The sequence below is a fragment of the Nocardioides zeae genome, assembly GCF_010686755.1.
Classification (GTDB): Bacteria; Actinomycetota; Actinomycetes; order Propionibacteriales; family Nocardioidaceae; genus Nocardioides; species Nocardioides zeae.
The window spans coordinates 572,453-591,329 of sequence record NZ_JAAGXA010000001.1; the positions used below are offsets into that span (position 1 = coordinate 572,453).

12 protein-coding genes are annotated in these 18,877 nt (G+C 73.8%); 9 read left to right on the top strand and 3 right to left on the bottom strand.

Features of this window, described 5'->3' with window-relative positions; all coding sequences use genetic code 11:
- Positions 1-47 precede the first annotated feature (47 nt).
- The 3 genes from cydD to G3T38_RS02790 are packed head-to-tail and all read right to left on the bottom strand — an operon-like array spanning position 48 to position 6,023.
- On the bottom strand, positions 48-3,431 hold the full coding sequence (cydD, locus tag G3T38_RS02780; protein WP_163770514.1) for a thiol reductant ABC exporter subunit CydD: 3,384 nt from the start codon (positions 3,429-3,431) through the stop codon (positions 48-50).
- 25 nt (positions 3,432-3,456) lie between these two features.
- Complete coding sequence (gene cydB / locus G3T38_RS02785) at positions 3,457-4,485, bottom strand: cytochrome d ubiquinol oxidase subunit II (protein WP_163770515.1); 1,029 nt, start codon at positions 4,483-4,485, stop codon at positions 3,457-3,459.
- 20 nt (positions 4,486-4,505) lie between these two features.
- Entirely contained in the window at positions 4,506-6,023 is a 1,518-nt protein-coding gene (locus G3T38_RS02790) for a cytochrome ubiquinol oxidase subunit I (protein WP_163770516.1), read from the bottom strand.
- A gap of 120 nt (positions 6,024-6,143) precedes the next feature.
- Here G3T38_RS02790 and G3T38_RS02795 point away from each other — a divergent pair, with 120 nt between their 5' ends.
- From G3T38_RS02795 to G3T38_RS02835, 9 genes are all read left to right on the top strand, one after another.
- Positions 6,144-6,566, top strand: coding sequence for a BlaI/MecI/CopY family transcriptional regulator (locus tag G3T38_RS02795; protein ID WP_338037420.1), 423 nt, complete (start codon positions 6,144-6,146; stop codon positions 6,564-6,566).
- A 14-nt stretch (positions 6,567-6,580) separates the two neighbouring features.
- Positions 6,581-7,483, top strand: coding sequence for a M48 family metalloprotease (locus G3T38_RS02800; RefSeq protein WP_163770517.1), 903 nt, complete (start codon positions 6,581-6,583; stop codon positions 7,481-7,483).
- Positions 7,484-7,616: 133 nt separating this feature from the next.
- A complete protein-coding gene (locus G3T38_RS02805; RefSeq protein ID WP_174267481.1) occupies positions 7,617-10,325 on the top strand; it encodes an FtsK/SpoIIIE family DNA translocase in 2,709 nt (902 codons plus the stop codon).
- Entirely contained in the window at positions 10,322-12,334 is a 2,013-nt protein-coding gene (locus G3T38_RS02810) for a RodZ domain-containing protein (RefSeq protein WP_163770518.1), read from the top strand. The genes G3T38_RS02805 and G3T38_RS02810 overlap by 4 nt, the downstream gene beginning before the upstream one ends.
- A gap of 142 nt (positions 12,335-12,476) precedes the next feature.
- Positions 12,477-13,928 (top strand): 30S ribosomal protein S12 methylthiotransferase RimO, encoded by a 1,452-nt coding sequence (rimO, locus tag G3T38_RS02815; protein ID WP_241728443.1) that lies wholly within the window; start codon positions 12,477-12,479, stop codon positions 13,926-13,928.
- Positions 13,925-14,566, top strand: a complete 642-nt coding sequence (gene pgsA / locus G3T38_RS02820; RefSeq protein WP_163770520.1) for a CDP-diacylglycerol--glycerol-3-phosphate 3-phosphatidyltransferase — start codon at positions 13,925-13,927, stop codon at positions 14,564-14,566. The genes rimO and pgsA overlap by 4 nt, the downstream gene beginning before the upstream one ends.
- Before the next feature lie 218 nt (positions 14,567-14,784).
- Positions 14,785-17,913: an ExeM/NucH family extracellular endonuclease gene (locus tag G3T38_RS02825; RefSeq protein ID WP_163770521.1), complete on the top strand. Its 3,129-nt coding sequence runs from the start codon at positions 14,785-14,787 to the stop codon at positions 17,911-17,913.
- Between the two features lie 45 nt (positions 17,914-17,958).
- Complete coding sequence (locus tag G3T38_RS02830) at positions 17,959-18,459, top strand: CinA family protein (RefSeq protein WP_163770522.1); 501 nt, start codon at positions 17,959-17,961, stop codon at positions 18,457-18,459.
- 84 nt (positions 18,460-18,543) lie between these two features.
- A complete protein-coding gene (locus G3T38_RS02835) occupies positions 18,544-18,867 on the top strand; it encodes a helix-turn-helix domain-containing protein (protein WP_163770523.1) in 324 nt (107 codons plus the stop codon).
- Positions 18,868-18,877 lie beyond the last annotated feature (10 nt).

Genomic DNA, 18,877 nt, shown 5'->3' on the forward strand with positions numbered 1-18,877 from the left:
GCATGCCAGTGGCAGGCCGTCGACCGGCAAGGAGGGCGGACCGTGCGCTAGTCCACCAGGCTCGGCACGGGCGCCGATCCGAGCGCGACCACCCGGTCCATCCGGTCGAGGCCGATCGCGTCGTGCGTGATCCACACGACCGACCGGCCCGCGCACGCAGCGAGGAGGTCGTCGGTGACCGCCCGCGCGGTGGCGGTGTCGAGGTGGGCGGTGGGCTCGTCGAGGACGAGCACGGCGGTGTCGGCCAGGAGCGCCCGGGCGAGTCCGATCCGCGCCCGCTCACCGCCGGAGACCCCGACGCCGCCGTCCCCGATCCGCGTCGCGAGACCCTCCGGGAGGTCGGCGAGCCAGAGGTCGAGCCGTGCCGCGTCGAGGGCGCCCCGCACCTCGGCGTCGGTCGCGGACGGGCGCGCGAGACGCACGTTCTCCGCCACGGTCGAGGCGAACAGGTAGGGGTCGTCGTCGACGAGCCCGACGCGGCGGCGTACGTCGTCGGGATCCAGCGCCTCGACGTCCGCATCCCCGATCCGGTGGGTGCCGGCCGTGGGGGAGAGGAAGCGCACGAGCAGCGCCGCGACGGTCGACTTGCCGCAGCCCGACGGGCCGACGAGCCCCACGTGGCTCCCGGCGGGCAGGGCGAGGTCGAGCCCGGCGACGGCGGTCCGTCCCGGCTCCCACGCAGCGGCCACCCCGTCGAGCTCGACGTCGTCCGCGCCCGGCCCGACGGGGAGCGGGGCGGGCGTCACCGGCACGGCGACCGCCGGTTCCAGGTCCTCGAGCGCGTCGAGGCGCCGTCGGGCCGCCCGGGTCGTCACCCCGAGCACGCCCGCGTCGGCCAGCGGCGCGACGACGTCGACGAGGGCCAGGGGCAGGAGCAGGAAGAGCGCCAGCACGGGGGCACCGACCTCGCCGGCGGCGAGCGCGTCGGCCCCGAGCCGTGCGACGAGCACGACGGAGACGGCCGCGCCGACGAACGGCCACGCCCGGGCGACCGCTGCCCAGGCCGCCGACCGCGTGGTCGCGCGTCCCAGCTCGGTCCCGGCTGCCTGCACGACCCGGCGGGCGTCGCCGTCCGCCTGCCAGGCGACGAGCGAGCGGGCGTCGTCGAGGGTGGTCAGCGCGTGGCGGGCCACCGCGGCCCGGGCGGCGACGACGCGGTCAGCGCCGGCGGCGACGCCGAAGCGCGCCGTCGCCCACGTCGCGACGCCCGCGACGGCCGCGAGCCCGACGGCCACCAGGGCGCCCGCGGGCAGGACGGGTGCCGCGACGAGGGTGGTCGCGGCGAGCACGCCGACGGCGGTGAGCACGGGCATCCGCACCCGCAGGCGGTCGTCCAGCAGGCTGTCGACGTCGTCGACCACGCTCGTCAGGAGGTCCCCGCGCCTCCGGCCCCCGAGCCGGCCGGGAACGAGCGGCACGAGCACGTCGTAGACGCGGGCCCGCCGCTCGGCCAGCTCGCGGAGGCCCACGTCGTGGGAGACCAGGCGCTCGGCGTACCGGGACACCGGGCGGCCCAGCCCGAACGCCCGCACCCCCACGATCGCCACCATCAGCATGAGCACGGGCGGCTGCTCCGAGGCGCGCACGATGAGCCAGCCGGCGGTCGCCGTGAGCGCGACGCCGAAGAGCGACGACAGCACGCCGAGGACGACGGCGGCGGTCCAGCGGAGGCCCACCCGCCCCGCCGCCGGCGGGGCGACGCTCGCGGGACCCTCCGCGACAGGGGCGGTGGGCGCCGGAGCGGTACGCCGCGGCGCACCCGCCGCCGCCACCTCGCCGCGCGCCTCGCTCGCGCCGGAGCGGCCCCGGAGCGCGACGTGGTGGTCCGCCGCCGCGACGAGGGCCGGCCGGTGGGCCACCGCGACGACGCAACGGGTGCGCGCCAGGTCGCGCACCACCTCAACGAGGACCTCCTCGGTCGCTGCGTCGAGGTGGGCGGTCGGCTCGTCGAGCAGCACGTAGGGCCGATCGGCCAGCACGACGCGGGCGAGCGCGAGCCGCGCCCGCTGGCCCGCGGAGAGGCCGTCGCCGTCCTCGCCCAGCGGCGTGTCGAGCCCGCCGGGGAGCGCCCGGACGACGTCGTCCAGCCCCACCCGGCGCAGGGCGTCCCAGACCGCGGCGTCGTCGGCGTCGGGGCGGCCGAGGCGCACGTTGGCGCCGACGGAGGCGTCGAGCAGCCAGGGGCGCTGCCCGACGAGGGCGACGTGGCGTCGCCACGCGTCGGGGTCGACACCGGCGAGGTCGGTGCCCCCGACGAGCACGGTGCCCTCGTGGTCGAGCTCGCCGCGGAGGGCCTCGAGCAGGGTCGACTTGCCGCAGCCCGACGGTCCGGTGACGACGGTGAGGCCCCGCCGCGGGATCGTGACCGTGAGGTCGTCGAGGACGGGTTCCTCACGGTCCCCGCGCCGCACCCGCAGCGTCTCGACCCGGATGTCGCCGGCCAGGGAGACATCGGCGGCGCGCCCGCCCGCGTCGCGCCGTCCGGCGGTCAGGTCGTGGATCGCCTCGAAGGTCGCGGTACCCTCCGCCGCCGCGTGGAACTCGGCCCCGACGCGCCGCAGCGGCCAGTAGGCCTCGGGCGCCAGCAGCAGGACGGCCAGCGCCGTCTCCAGCCCGAGGCCGCCGCCGGCGAGGCGGAGCCCGACCGCGACGGCGACGAGGGCGACGGAGATGGTCGCGATCAGCTCGAGCGCCGCCGACGAGGCGAACGCCAGCTTGAGCACGTCGGTGTTCGCGCGCCGGTAGCGGTCGGTGACCTCCCGGATCCGCGGCGCCTGCGCCCGGGCGCGGCGGTGGACGACGAGCGTGGGCAGGCCGCGCACGACGTCGACGAAGTGACCGGCGAGCTGGCCGAGCACCCGCCACTGCCGCTCCGCCCGCTCGCGCGTGCTCATCCCGATCAGGATCGCGAAGACCGGCAGGAGGGGGAGCGTGAGCGCGACGATCAGCCCGGAGAGCCAGTCGAGCGAGGTGATCGCCAGCAGCGTCACGACCGGCAGCACGACGGCCAGCACGAGGGCGGGGAGGTAGCGCGTGAGGTAGGGCTCGACCGCCGCCACGCCGCGGGTCGCCAGCAGGCCGTCGGCACCCAGGCCGCGCCGTGCGCCGCCGTCCTCGGGACGTCGGGCGAGCGCGGCCGCGAGCACGACGTCCCGCAGGCGGACCCCCACGAGTGCGGCGGCGCGGGCGGCGGCGACGTCCGTCACCGTCGCCAGCGCCGCGCGCCCGAGCACGACCGCCACGAACAGCACCGCGGGGAGGTGCCACGCCGCACCCGCCGGGTCGGCCACCAGGCGGGCGACCGTGGCCGCCAGCGCCAGGGCCTGCCCGACGAGCAGTGCCGCGCCGAGCACGCTGCCGGCGACCACCACCGCGAGGGGTGCGCGGGCCGGTGCGAGGTGGGGGAGCACCCGCGGGTCGAGGGGCTTCATCGCCGGCTCCTGGGTCGCTGCCGGGTCAGCCGCGCGCGGCGGCGAGGTCGGCGGTCGGGATGTGGTGGGTGGAGATGCGCTTGCGGAACACCCAGTACGTCCACGTCTGGTAGCCGATGACGATGGGCGTGAAGGCGACCGCGACCCAGGTCATGATCTCGAGCGTGTAGGGCGTCGCGGCCGCGTTGGTCGTCGTCAGCGAGAAGGCGGCGCTCGTGGTCGACGGCATCACGTCGGGGAAGAGGGCGAGGAAGAGCCCGCCGACCGCCAGCGCGATGGTGAGGAACGTGCCGAGGAACGCCCAGCCCTCGCGTCCGGCAGCGGCCGCCCCGATGCCGGCCAGGAGGCACACGGCGGCGACGACGAAGGCGACGGCCGACCCGACCGACCCGGTCTGCACCTGTGTCCAGACGAGGAAGACGACGGCCACCACGGCCGCGGCCAACCCGATCCGCACGGCCAGGGCGCGTGCCCGGTGCCGGATCTCGCCGTCCGTCTTGAGGGCCACGAACATGGCGCCGTGGGTGAGGAAGAGCAGGACGAGGACGACGCCGCCGAGCAGCCCGAAGGGGTTCAGCAGGGTGAACAGGTTGCCGGTGAACTCCTTGTCGGCGTCGATCGGGACGCCGGCCACGATGTTGGCGAACGCGACGCCCCACAGGAAGGCGGTGAGGAACGAGCCGCCGATCAGCGCGGCGTCCCACCGGGCGCGCCAGGCGGCCGTGTCGCCCTTGTGGCGGTACTCGAAGGACAGGTTGCGCAGGATCAGCGCGACGATGATGAGCAGGAGCGGCAGGTAGAACCCGCTGAACAACGTGGCGTACCACTCGGGGAACGCCGCGAACGTCGCGCCGCCGGCGACGAGGAGCCAGACCTCGTTGCCGTCCCAGACCGGGCCGACGGTGTTGATCATGACGCGCCGCTCGGTCTCGTCGCGGGCGAGCACCGGCACCAGCATGCCGACGCCGAAGTCGAAGCCCTCGAGGGCGAAGTAGCCGATCCAGAGGACGGCGATGAGCACGAACCAGACGGTGGTGAGCTCGAGTCCGAACATGGTGGTCTCCTCGATCCTGCTCAGTAGGCGAACGTGAGGGGCGCGTCGGCGTCGTGGTCGTCGCTGCCGGGGTCCGGCGGCTCGACGAACGGCTCCGGGCCCTTCCTGACGGTCTTCGCGAGCAGCTTCATCTCGACCACCGCGAGCACGGCGTAGAGGCTCGTCAGCGCGACCACCGAGATGAGCGCCTCGGTGATGCTGACGCCGGGGGAGACGCCCTGCTCGGTCGTCATGAGGCCGAAGACGACCCACGGCTGCCGGCCCATCTCGGTGAAGATCCACCCCATCGAGTTGGCGGCGACGAGGGCGACGGGCAGGGCGATCCCGACCCGGCCGATCCACGCGGCGCCGACGGTCTCGTCACGCTTGCGGCGGGTCAGCCACAGCACCAGCACGGAGCCGGCCGCACCGAGGGCGCCGAAGCCCATCATCCAGCGGAAGGTCCAGTAGGTGACGGGGATGTTGGGCACGTAGTCGCCGGGCGTGTAGTACGTCGCGCCCGGGTCCGCGCCGTACTGCTCGGCGTAGGTCTCGCGCAGGTCGTTGATGCCCTTGACCTCGCCGTCGAAGGTGCCGGTGCCGAGGAAGGAGAGCAGGCAGGGCACGGTCACGGCGAACTTCTCGTGCTGGCCGTCGGGGGTGCCGATGGTGAAGACGGAGAAGGGGGCGCAGGAGTCCTCGGTCTCGTAGAGCGCCTCGGCGGCGGCCATCTTCATGGGCTGCACCTCGGTCATGACCTTGCCCTGGACGTCGCCGGAGACGACGACGCCGATGCCGGCGACCGCCATGAGGACGGCGGCGATGCGCATGCCCTTCCGGTACATCTCGCGGTCGGAGCGCGCGGTCGCGGCGATGGCCTCCGCCTCGCCGGCGCCGACCTCCTCCTCGGTGGCCACGCGGCTGCCGTGGCGCTTCGAGACGTACAGCCAGGCGCTCACGCCGATCACGAAGGCGGCGGCGGTCATGTACGCCGCGAGCACGACGTGCGGGAACGTGACGAGCTGCACCTTGTTGAACATCACGGCGGCGAAGTCGGTCAGCTCGGCGCGCCCCGTCTCGGGGTTGTAGTCGTAGCCGACGGGGTGCTGCATCCAGGAGTTCGCCGCGAGGATGAACCAGGACGAGGCCAGCACGCCGAGGTGGACGATCCACATGCACGCGGCGTGCACGGCGCGGGGGAGCTTGTCCCAGCCGAAGATCCAGAGGCCCAGGAAGGTCGACTCCAGGAAGAAGGCCAGGAGGCCCTCGATCGCGAGCGGCGCACCGAAGACGTCGCCGACGAAGCGCGAGTAGTCGGACCAGTTCATCCCGAACTGGAACTCCTGCACGATGCCGGTGACGAGGCCGAGCGCGAAGTTGATGAGGAAGAGCTTCCCGAAGAACTTCGTCAGGCGTAGGTAGTCGGGGTTCTTGGTGCGCAACCAGAACGTCTCGAAGATCGCCACGACGAGCGTCAGCCCGATCGTGAGCGGTACGAACAGGAAGTGGTACACGGTGACGATGCCGAACTGCCACCGTGCGATGTCGACGAGCTCCATTGCTCGGTCCTCCTGGGGGCCAGGGCACGGGCGGGGCTCTTCCCCGTCCGACTTCTACGACGTTGCGTAGTAGTTACTACAGATCGTAGTACCAACCGAGATCGTCGGTACACTTCTCCCGTGCCCTCGTCTCGCAAGAACTCCTCAAGGTCGGCGCTCGGTGATCTCGAGCGCGCCGTGATGGACGTCCTCTGGTCCCGGTCCGTCGACGAGACGGTCACCGTCCGCGACGTGCACGAGGAGGTGTCCGCGCAGCGCGAGGTCGCCTACACGACCGTCATGACGGTCATGGACCGCCTGGCGCGCAAGGAGCTCGTCGTGCAGGAGCGCGACGGCCGCGCCTACCGCTACCGCGCCAGCGCCTCCCGCGGCGAGATGACCGCCTCGCTCATGCGCACGACGCTCGACGACCTCGGCTCCGACGACCGCACGGGTGCTCTCGTCGCGTTCGTCGGCGACGCCAGCGCCGAGGAGCTCCAGGCGCTGCGCGACGCCCTCGCCCGCATCCCCGACGACCGCGACCCTCCTCCCTCGGGCGTCTGAGGCAGGCTGGACCCGTGACCCCGCTCGTGCTCGGCGCGCTCGCCGTGGTGCTCGCCGGCCCCGTGCCGGCGCTGCTGGCGCGTGCCCACGTGCTGCGCCGCACGCCGTACGCCGCGCTGCTGCTCTGGCAGGCCGTCGCCCTCGCCGCCGTCCTCGCGGCCCTCGGTTCGACGCTGGCGCTGGTCACCGCCCACGTGCTCGTCGAGGACGGCAGCGGCCGCATGCCGGGGGCGGCGGAGTACGCCGTGGCCGCCGTCGCGCTCGGCGTCACCGGCCTCGTCGCCGGGCGGCTCCTGGTGAGCGCGCACCGGGTCGGGGCCAGCCTGCGGCGCATCCGTCGCCGCCACGCCGACCAGGTCGACCTCCTCGGCAGGGTGCAGGACGACGGGGTCCGCGTGCTCGACGACGACGCCCCGGTGGCCTACTGCCTGCCCGGCATCCACCGCTCGCGCGTCGTCGTGTCGGCCGGCTTCATCGAGCGGCTCGACGTCGACGAGGTGGGTGCGGTGCTGGCGCACGAGTGGGCGCACCTCAAGTTCCGCCACGACCTCGTCGTCGAGTTCTTCGACGTGCTGCACCGGGCCTTCCCGCGGTGGGTCTCGAGCGCGCGGGCCCTGGCCGAGGTGCGGCTCCTCGTCGAGATGTGCGCCGACCGGGCCGCGGCGCGGGCCGCCGGACGCCGCCCGCTCGCCCAGGCGCTCGTGCAGCTCGCCGAGTCGCGCGCGCCGGCGGCCGCCATGGGGGCGGGGTCCGGGACGACCTCCGACCTGGCCGCGCGCATCGAGGTGCTGGGCGACCCGGCGCCGCCGCGACCGCAGGGACCGGCCCTGGTCGTCGTCTCGCTCGCGGTGCTCGTGCTGCCGACGTGGCTCGTCGTCGCCCCGTGGCTGGCGGCCGTCGCCGACGCGGGCCTCTGACCCGGGTCGGACCTGGGTCGGACCTGGGTCGGACCTGGGCCGTACCACGCGGTGGCCCGGTCCACAGGACCGGGGCGCGACACGCCTGGAGTGAAGCGTGGTGCGGGTGTGACGATCGCCTAGGGTCACGAGCATGGCGACCCGTACGTCTTCCCCGCCGGGGTCGCGAAGCTCGAGCACGTCCCGCAACGGCGCATCCCGCACGGGTGCGTCCAAGGGCGGCTCGGGGTCTCGCGCCCGGAGTGCCGGCAAGTCCACCCGTTCCGTCAACGCCCGAGGTGGCAGCGCGAAGCGTGCTCCGGCGCGCCCCGCTCCCCGGGCGGTGCGCAGCGGCCCCGGTCCGGTCCTGCGCTTCTTCGCGCTGATCGGACGCGGGATCGTCGCGGCCTGGCTCGGCCTCGCGGGTGCCGTCGGCGGGGCGGCGCGCAGCGTCGGCCACGCGGCACGCGAGGTGGAGCCCGAGCACCGGCGCGACGGTGTCGGGCTCGCGTTCTTCGGTCTCGCGGTCGTCGTGGCCGGCGCCGTCTGGTGGCAGTTCTCGGGGGCGGCCCTCGACACGGTGCGCACCATGGTCGCGGGCTCGGTCGGCAAGCTGGCCGGGTTCGTGCCGCTGGCGCTGGTCTACGTCGGGTGGCGCAACATGCGCGACCCGGAGCGCAACGGCCCGGTGGGACGCCAGGTCATCGGCTGGACCGCCCTCTCCTTCGGGCTCCTCGGCATCGTGCACATCGCCAACGGCAACCCCGAGCCCGTCCTCGGTGACACCGACGACCTCCAGCAGGCCGGTGGCGCCGTCGGCTTCGTCGTCTCCAGCCTGCTGCTCGACCTGCTGCGCACGCCGTGGGTGGTCGTGCCGCTCCTCGCCCTGCTCGGGTTCTTCGGAGTCCTCATCATCACGGCGACGCCCGTCTACCAGATCCCCGCCCGCCTGCGGGAGGCGCGCGACCGCCTGCTCGGCGCCCCCGGCCACGACGGCCGCGCCGAGCGCTCCGCGGCGGACGAGGACGTGGACCTCGACGCGGGGGACCCGGCCTACGACACGCCGCTCGTCACGGACGCGGAGAGCCGCAAGGAGCGCCGCGCCCGGCTCAAGGCCGAGCGCGAGGAGCGCGCCGCGGCCGAGGAGGCCGAGGCGGCGCTCGTCGCCGACGTCGGTCCCGACGCCCTCGACTTCGCCCAGGGCGTCTTCGACGACGCCCCGGAGGCGCCCTCGACCCCGACCCCGGACCGCGCCGCGCCGGCCGCGACCACCGCGGGCGCCGCCGCCGCAGCGGTCCCGGGCCGGTCCTCGGCGCGCGACGACGACGGTGCCCTCGAGCCGCCCCCGCACGCCCAGCTGCCGCCGCGGGTCGAGCAGCTCTCGATCTCGGGTGACATCGCCTACTCGCTGCCCGCCAGCGAGATGCTGAAGGAGGGCTCGCCGCACAAGGCGCGCTCGAAGGCCTCCGACGCCGTCGTCGAGCGCCTCACGCAGGTGATGGACGAGTTCAACATCGACGCGCAGGTCACCGGCTACACCCGGGGCCCGACGGTGACGCGCTACGAGGTCGAGCTCGGACCGGGCGTCAAGGTCGAGAAGATCCTCAACGTCCAGAAGAACATCGCGTACGCCGTCGCCTCGGCCGACGTGCGGATCCTCAGCCCCATCCCGGGCAAGTCCGCGGTGGGCGTCGAGATCCCCAACCTCGACAAGGAGATCGTCTCGCTCGGCGACGTGCTCCGCTCGAGCACGGCACGCTCCGAGCCGCACCCGATGATCGCGGGCCTCGGCAAGGACGTGGAGGGTGGCTTCGTCGTCGCGAACCTGGCGAAGATGCCCCACCTGCTCGTGGCGGGCGCCACCGGCTCCGGAAAGTCGAGCTTCATCAACTCGATGATCACGTCGATCCTCATGCGCTCCACGCCCGACGAGGTGCGCATGATCATGGTCGACCCGAAGCGGGTGGAGCTGAACGCCTACGAGGGGATCCCGCACCTCATCACGCCCATCATCACGGACCCGAAGAAGGCGGCCGAGGCGCTGGCCTGGGTCGTGCGCGAGATGGACCTGCGCTACGACGACCTCGCCAACTTCGGCTTCCGCCACGTCGACGACTTCAACAAGGCCGTGCGGGCCGGCAAGATCGAGGTGCCCCCGGGCAGCGAGCGCGTGCTCACGCCGTACCCCTACCTGCTCGTCATCGTCGACGAGCTCGCCGACCTGATGATGGTCGCCCCGCGGGACGTCGAGGACGCGGTCGTGCGCATCACCCAGCTCGCCCGCGCCGCCGGCATCCACCTGGTGCTGGCGACGCAGCGTCCCTCGGTGGACGTCGTGACCGGTCTCATCAAGGCCAACGTGCCCTCGCGGCTGGCGTTCGCGACGTCGTCGCTCGGCGACAGCCGCGTCATCCTCGACCAGCCCGGGGCCGAGAAGCTCGTGGGCCAGGGTGACGGGCTCTTCCTGCCGATGGGCATGTCGAAGCCGATCCGCGTGCAGGGCTCGTGGGTCGGTGAGGGCGAGATCGCCCAGGTCGTGAAGCACTGCCGGGCGCAGCTCGAGCCGACCTACCGCGAGGACGTCACGGCGCCGGCGCAGAGCAAGCGCGAGCTCGACGACGACATCGGCGACGACATGGACCTGGTCATCCAGGCCATCGAGCTCGTCGTGTCGACCCAGTTCGGCTCGACGTCGATGCTGCAGCGCAAGCTGCGGGTCGGCTTCGCCAAGGCCGGGCGCCTCATGGACATCCTGGAGAGCCGCGGGGTCGTCGGACCCAGCGAGGGCTCCAAGGCTCGGGACGTGCTCGTCAAGCCCGACGAGATCGACGGCGTGATCCTGACGTTGCAGGGGGAGCAGTGAGCCAGCACGAGACGATCGAGAACCCGCACGGCGGTCCCGAGGCCGCGGCCCAGGGCACCCGGCGCGACCCGTTCGGCCTCAACCTGCCGCGACGACCCGACTGGGAGATGTTCGGCGTCGTCTCCGACGACCTCGATCGCGACCTCGCGGCCGGAGCGGCCGTCGAGCTCCGGCGCAGCGGTCTCGTCGCCGGGGTCGTCGGTCTCGCCGCCGCCGGCCTCGCCGTGGCGTGGCTCAGCCGTGCCGCCGCGGACGGGGGAGCGCTGGCGTGGTCCCTCACGGGCTTCCTCGCGCTCGTCGCCCTCGCCTACCTGACCGCGTTCGTGGACGCACGCGTGCCGCTCGCGGTCGTCGACGCGCAGGGCGTGCGCATGCGTCTCGGGCGCACCTGGCAGGGCCTGCCGTGGGAGAGCGTCGACCGCGTCGAGCTCGCTCCCCGCCAGGGCCTGCTGCGCGACGGCCGCCTCGTCGTGGTGCCGTTCGACACCGACGAGGTCGTCGGCGCCCTCGACGGCAGCGCACGCTGGCACGCCTTCCTCGCACGACGCTGGTACGGCGGCTCGTTCGCCCTGCCCGTCGGGCTGTCCACCAAGGTGACGGGCGCGGTGGACCTCGCCGAGGCGGTCCGGTCGCTGGCCGACCCCGAGGTGCCGGTGCAGGTGGTCCAGGCGCCGGTCGAGGAGTCGGTCGAGACCCCGGACGAGGCGCCGGTCGAGGAGACGGTCGAGACGATCGACGTCGGCACGGACCGCGCGGCCACTGACCCGGCCCCGGTCGTCGAGGAGCACGTGCTCGAGGACGAGGACGAGGACGAGACGGAGAACGAGGGCGAGGACGGGACGAAGGACGCACCCTCGCCCGTCGTGACCGCCGCCCAGCGGCTCCGGCCCTGGGCCGCAGCCGTGCTCGCCCGTGTCGGCGAGCGACGGGACGCCCGTCGCGCGGAGCCCGCCGACGACGACCCGCGCGACGAGCAGCACGAGGACCTCCAGGACCCGGGCGACGAGCCCGCTGCCGCGCCGGCCGCACCTGCCTCGCCCACCCCGTCGCCGTTGCGCGAGCCGCGCGTCGCCGTGCGGGCGGAGGTGCTGCGCCGCGAGGAGGCCGTGCTCGACCTGCCCGCGTCGGCCCGTGTGGACACCCCCGAGACCGGGCCGTCCGGGCTGCCCGGCCTGCCTGAGGCCGCGGCGTACCTCCGCCGTCCCGACGAGCCCGGCCTCGCGGCGTACGAGGTCCGCGACCCCCACGACGGAGCGACCGGGCCCCTCGGCATCGTCCCGCCCGAGCCCGAGCCCGAGCCCGAGCCCGATCCCGTGCCCGACCCGGTCGTCGGTCCGGTGCTGACCGAGGCGCGTCGACGGCTCGGCCTCAGCGTCGACCAGGTCGCCGAGCGCACCCGGATCCGCCCGCACGTCATCGAGGCCATCGAGGTCGACGACTTCGGGCCGTGCGGCGGCGACTTCTACGCGCGGGGCCACCTGCGCACCCTCGGCCGCGTGCTGGGGGTGGAGCCGCAGCCGCTGGTGGAGCAGTACGACGAGCGCTACGCCGCCGCCCCCATCGACGCGCGTCGCGTGTTCGAGGCCGAGCTGGCCACGGTGCCGGGCGGGTCGCTGCGCGCGACGCGGGGAGGCCCGAACTGGTCGGTGCTGGTGGCCGCCGTCATGTCCGTCGTGCTCCTCTGGGCGGTCGCGCAGTTCCTCTTCGAGCGGCCGGCCGGCAGCGAGGGGACGGCCGGCGAGCAGGCCGGCCTGTCGTCGGGGAGCGTCGCGACGCCCCTCGACGTCGAGCTGGTGGCGGGTGAGCAGGCGGCCGACGTCACGGTGCGCGACGCCGCCGGTGCGGTCGTGTGGCAGGGCCGGCTGGAGCCGGGGGCCACGCAGGCCGTCCGGGCGACGCCGCCCGTGCGCATCTCGAGCTCCGACGGTGCGGTCGCCGCGTCCATCGACGGGCGCGACCCGAGTCCGCTGGGCGAGGCCGGCGAGCCCGTGCAGCGGTCCCTGTCCTGACCGCCGTCCGCGTCGGTCGCGTCCCCGCACCCGTGGGGCGGCGCCGTTTCGACGCCGCCCCGCGCGTGCGGGCATACTCGACGGGATCATGACTGCTTCCACCGCGCCCTCCCGCCCCACCGCCGCCGACGGCGCCGAGCCGCTGTCGGTCGCCATGGTGACCCTCGGCTGCGCCCGCAACGAGGTCGACTCCGAGGAGCTGGCCGGGCGTCTCGAGGCGGGTGGCTTCCGCCTGGTGGACGACCCGGACGCGGCCGACACGGTCGTCGTCAACACGTGCGGCTTCGTCGAGTCCGCGAAGAAGGACTCCGTCGACACGCTCCTGGCGGCGGCCGACCTCAAGGAGGGCGGCACGACCCGCGCCGTGGTGGCCGTCGGCTGCCTCGCGGAGCGGTACGGCGCGGAGCTCGCCGACTCCCTGCCCGAGGCCGACGCGGTCCTCGGCTTCGACGACTACCCCGACATCGCGGCGCGGCTGCGCGCCATCGTCGCGGGCGAGGCGCACCACCCGCACACGCCGACCGACCGTCGCCGGCTGCTCCCCATCAGCCCGGTGGAGCGTGCGGAGGCAATGGTGACCAGCGGTCTCAGCGTGCCGGGCCACGCGCCCGACCTGCCGTTCGGAGCCGCACCGGCGAGCGGCCCGCGGGCCGTGCGACGGCGGCTCGACGGCGGACCGACGGCGCCGCTCAAGCTGGCGAGCGGCTGCGACCGCCGCTGCACCTTCTGCGCCATCCCCAGCTTCCGCGGCTCGTTCGTCAGCCGTCGGCCCGCCGACGTGCTCGGCGAGGCGCGCTGGCTGGGCGAGCAGGGCGTCCGCGAGCTGTTCCTCGTGAGCGAGAACTCGACGTCGTACGGCAAGGACCTCGGCGACGTGAAGCTGCTCGAGACGCTCCTGCCCGAGCTCGCCGCCGTCGAGGGCGTCGCCCGGGTGCGCGTGTCCTACCTGCAGCCGGCCGAGACCCGCCCGGGCCTCATCCGCGCCATCGCGTCCACGCCGGGGGTCACGCCGTACTTCGACCTGTCGTTCCAGCACGCCAGCAACGCGGTGCTGCGGCGCATGCGCCGCTTCGGCGACCCCGACAGCTTCCTCGCGCTGCTCGAGCGCATCCGGGCGCTGGCCCCGGAGGCCGGCATCCGCTCCAACGTCATCGTCGGCTTCCCGGGTGAGACCGAGGAGGACGTCGAGACCCTCTGCGCGTTCCTCGAGGCGGCACGCCTCGACGTGACCGGCGTGTTCGGCTACTCCGACGAGGACGGCACGGAGGCCGCCGGGTTCGAGGGCAAGCACGACGACGACGAGGTGCGGGCACGCACCGAGCACGTCACGGACCTCGTCGAGCAGCTCACGTCGCAGCGCGCCGAGGAGCGGGTCGGCGAGCACGTCGAGGTGCTCGTCGAGCGCCTCGACGACGAGGAGGGGCCCGAGGGTCGCGCCGCGCACCAGGGACCCGAGGTCGACGGCACGACGACCCTCGTGACCGCCGACGGCGACCTGCCGGTCGGCGTGCGCGTCGGTGACCTCGTGCCGGCGGTCGTGGTGGCGAGCGAGGGTGTCGACCTGGTGGCCGAGATCGCAGGAGGGCGTCGATGACCCACGAGCCGACGGGTGCGGTCGAGCCGACCCGCCCCAGCAACTGGAACCTGCCGAACGCGTTGACGACGCTGCGCATCGTGCTCGTGCCGTTCTTCGGCTGGGCGCTGCTCGTCGACGGCGGCGACTCCGTGCTGTGGCGCACGGTGGCGTGGGTGATCTTCGCGGTCGCCATGATCACCGACAAGATCGACGGCGACATCGCGCGGGCGCGCAACCTCGTGACCGACTTCGGCAAGATCGCGGACCCCATCGCGGACAAGGCGATCACCGGCATGGCCTTCATCGGCCTGGCGATCGTGGGCGACGTGTGGTGGTGGGTCGCGATCGTCGTGCTCGTCCGCGAGTGGAGCGTGACGCTGCTGCGCCTGTCGGTCGCCAAGCAGGTCGTGATCGCCGCGAAGCAGAGCGGCAAGATCAAGACGGCGCTCCAGGGGGTCGCGCTCGGCACGCTGAGCCTGCCCCTGCTGCAGGTCGGCGACGTCGTCGGGTGGCTCGAGGTCCCCGGTCTCGTCCTGTTCTACGTCGCGCAGGTGGGTCTCGCCGCGGCCGTCGCCATGACGCTGTGGTCCGGCTACGAGTTCTACCGCGACCTCTACCGCCAGCGGCACCTGCTGCGGGCGCCCGCGCGGGCCTGAGCCCGGTCCGCGTTCCTGAGCCCGCGCTGGACGCGGGCTGAGAGAGCGGCCCCGGTCCGGACGTCTTGCGTTGCAACGGACGTCTCGACCGAACCGTTACCGATCGTTCACTGCGAATCATTGCTTTCATCCACCGGTACGGGGTGGACTGGACCGGTTGTCGTCCAGCCGCGCGACCCCCGATGTCGTGGCGGCACGGTTCCCGTGAAAGGTCGCTCGTGCTCGAACCTTCTCCTCGCCCGTCCCCGTCACGTCCACCCGCTGAGGCACGTCGGCCGCGCCGCGCCCTCGCCGCCGGTCTCGGTCTCGGCCTCGCCGCCTCGGCGCTGGCCGTGCTGCCCGCCGGCTCCGCTGCCGCTGCCCTCGACGGCTCCGGTGTCGTCATCTCCGAGTTCTACGGGGGTGGAGGTAACGGCGGCGCCGAGTACACCCACGACTTCGTGGAGCTCTACAACCCGACGGACGCCGCGGTCTCGCTCGACGGTTGGTCCGTGCAGTACCGGAACAACGCGGGCACGAGCGCGGCGCAGGTCACCCCGCTGACCGGCTCGATCCCGGCCGGCGGCCACTACCTCGTGCAGTGGGCCAAGGGCACCGGCGGCACCAAGGCGCTCCCCACCCCGGACGCGACGGGCACCGTCTCGGCGTCGGCCACCGGTGGGCAGGTCTGGCTCGCCTCCACGACCACGGCGCTCAACCCGCCCGTCGGCAACGTCACCGGCGCTCCCATCGTCGACTTCCTCGGCGCCTCGCCGACGTCCCCGTCCTACGAGGGCGCGCCGGTCACGGCTCCGCCGGCGAACCCGACCTCGCTGCAGCGCGCGGCGGACGGCAAGGACCGGGACGACAACTCGCTCGACTTCGTGGTCGCGGCCCCGACCCCGCAGAACTCGGGCCCCGCGCCGGAGCCCGAGCCGGAGCCCGAGCCCGAGCCCGTCGACCCGGTCGACGTGACGATCGCCGAGATCCAGGGCACGGGCGCCGAGACCCCGCTCGACCGCACCGCGCTCGTGCGCACGCGGGGCGTCGTCACCGCGTCGTACCCGACCGGCGGGTTCGACGGCTTCTACCTCCAGACCGCCGGCACGGGCGGCGACCCGAAGCCGGCCGAGGGCGGCGCGTCGGACGCGGTGTTCGTGTGGCTGGGCTCGTCGAGCGTGAGCTACCCGGAGATCGGCGACCACGTCGAGGTCGTCGGCCTGCCGACCGAGTCCAACGGGCTCACGCGGGTCGATGCCCGCGCCGCCTCGCAGGGCAGCACGGCCGTGCTCACGGAGCCCGCAGAGGCGGTCAAGCCGCGCGAGCTCGTGCTCCCGGCGCCCGAGCTGCGCGAGCAGTACGAGGGCGAGCTCGTCCTGCCGACCGAGGCCTACACGGTCTCCAACAACTTCAACCTCAACAACTTCGGCGAGATCGGCCTCGCGGTGGGCGACACCCCGCTCATCACGCCGACCGAGGTGGCCCGTCCGGGTACGCCGGAGCTCGACGACGTCAAGGCGGACAACGCCGCGCGGGCGATCGCCATCGACGACGGCTCGAGCACCAACTTCCTGGGCAGCGCGACCAACAAGGCCATCCCGCTGCCGTGGGTCAGCGGCGGCGACGTCGTGCGGGTCAACGCCACGGCGACGATCACGGACCCGGTGGTCATCGACTGGCGCAACAACACCTGGAAGTACCAGCCGACCGAGCAGCTCACCGCGGAGGGCGACGCCCCGGCGACCTTCGAGGACACGCGCACCGCGGCCCCGGAGGAGGTCGGCGGCGACCTCCAGCTCGCGACCTTCAACGTGCTCAACTACTTCACGACCACCGGTGAGGAGTGGGCGGTGGCCGGCAGCGGGCGCTCGTGCACCTACTACACCGACCGCGAGGGCGCGAACGTCACCAACGACCGGTGCGACCCCAACGGCCCCCGCGGCGCGGCCAACCAGGCCAACCTGGAGCGCCAGGAGGCGAAGATCGTCGCCGCCATCAACGCCATCGACGCCGACGTGATCTCGCTCGAGGAGATCGAGAACTCGGCCGCGTTCGGTCTCGACCGTGACGAGGCGCTCGCGACGCTCGTCGCCGCGCTCAACGAGCAGGCCGGCGCCGACCACTGGGCCTACGTGCCCTCGCCGGCGGCGGTGCCCGCGGACGAGGACGTCATCCGCACGGCGTTCATCTACCAGCCGGCGTCGGTCGAGACCGTGGGCGACTCCGTCATCCACGACGACGAGGCCGTCTTCTTCAACGCCCGCGAGCCGCTCGCCCAGGCGTTCAAGCCGGCCGGTGGCGCCGACGATGACGCGTTCGCCGTCATCGTCAACCACTTCAAGTCGAAGAGCACCTCGGGCGCGCCGTCCAGCGGTGACAACGCCAACGGGGAGCAGGGTGCCTGGAACGGCGACCGCGTCCGCCAGGCGGAGTCGCTCGCCGACTTCACCGCGGAGTTCGCGGCGGAGGCGGGCACCGAGGCGGTCTTCCTCACGGGTGACTTCAACTCCTACACCCAGGAGGACCCGCTGCAGGTGCTGTACGGCGAGGGCTTCACCGACATCGCCTCCGAGGGCGAGTGGAGCTACAGCTTCAGCGGCATGTCCGGTTCGCTCGACCACGTGCTCGCGAACGAGGCGGCCACCGCGATGGTGACCGGCTCGGACATCTGGGAGATCAACGCGGTCGAGTCGGTGGCCTACGAGTACAGCCGGTCCAACTACAACGCGACCGACTTCTACGCCCCGGACGCCTACCGCTCCTCCGACCACGAGCCGCACGTCGTGGGCATCGCGGTGGGCGAGGCCGAGCCGGCCCCCGCGACGGTCGTCACGCCGGGCACGGTGCAGAACGCGTACGGCGACGTCGTCCGCGTCCCGGTCCAGATCGAGACCGAGGGTGCGGCCGGCGGCCGGGTCGACCTCCACTGGAACGGCGGCATCATCGGCTCGGCGGACGTCGTCGACGGCAAGGCCGTCGTCGAGGTGCCGCGTCGCGTGCTCACGCCGAAGTCCTACCGCGTGCTGGTGCGCTACAGCGGCGACGCCACCACGCAGGCGGCCGACGGCGGCGTCACCATCCAGGTCGGCAAGGCCCGCACCAACCTGCTGCTGAGCGCCACGCAGCCCCTGCCGGCCGGGCGCAGCGGCACGCTGACGATCCGCATCGGCAACTCGTCGGGCTTCCCGGCGACCGGGTGGGTCAACGTGGTCTACGGCGGCAAGGCCTTCCGGGTCTTCGCCACCCGCGGTCTCGCCACGATCACGCTGCAGCCGGGCCGGGTGGGCACGCACCGGGCGAGCGTCTACTACGAGGGCAGCGCGACGGTGTCGCCGGCCTTCGGCACGCTCAGCATCCGGGTCGGCTGACCGGTCGGAACCGACGCTCCACCGGCGGCGGGGGAGGATGGGGCCATGAGCCCTGATCCGCACCCCGCCGCCGTCGAGGCCCTCGACGCGCTCGTCGCGTCGGGGGCCTCGCTCGCTGTCGCGGAGTCGCTCACCGGTGGTCGGGTCGCCGCGGCGCTGACGGGCGTGCCCGGAGCGTCCCGGGTGTTCCGGGGCGGTGTCGTGTCGTACGCGACGGAGGTCAAGGTCGACGTGCTGGGCGTGCCGTCGTCCGTGGTCGAGGGTGATGGCGTCGTGTCCGCCGCCTGCGCCGAGGCCATGGCCCGCGGTGCCGCCCGGCTGCTCGGCGCCACCCACGCGGTCGCCACGACGGGTGTCGCCGGTCCGGACGAGCAGGAGGGCAAGCCCGTGGGCACCGTGTTCGTCGGTGTCCTGACCCCCGGCGGCGTGCGCAGCGAGCGTCTCGACCTGTCGGCCGCGACCGGGCGTGCGGGCATCCAGGACGCGACGGTGGACGCCGCGCTGCGCCTGCTCCTCGCTGCTGCCGAGCTGGATCCGCGCGGCTGACTCACGGATGGTGCCGACGGGATGAAACAGGGATCGGGTAGCGTTGCACACCACCTGAGGCTCACGATCAGAAAGGACAGCCGCATGGTGCTCTACCGGCACTCACTGGGCGACGTCCTCCGTCGTCGTCGCGTGCAGCAGGGCATGACCCTGCGCGAGGTCTCTGCGGGAGCCCGGGTCAGCCTCGGCTACATCTCCGAGGTGGAGCGTGGCCAGAAGGAGGCGTCGAGCGAGCTGCTGGCCTCCCTGTGCGCCGCCCTCGACGTCCCGCTGTCGACGGTGCTGCTCGAGGTGAGCAGCGAGGTCGCGCGTGAGGAGTCACTCCTGGCGCCCGTGCCGATCACCGCGTCGGCACGTCCGACCCGACCGCGTCCCGAGCCCGACGCCGTCGTCGCCTCGGCGGCCTGACGCTCCCGTC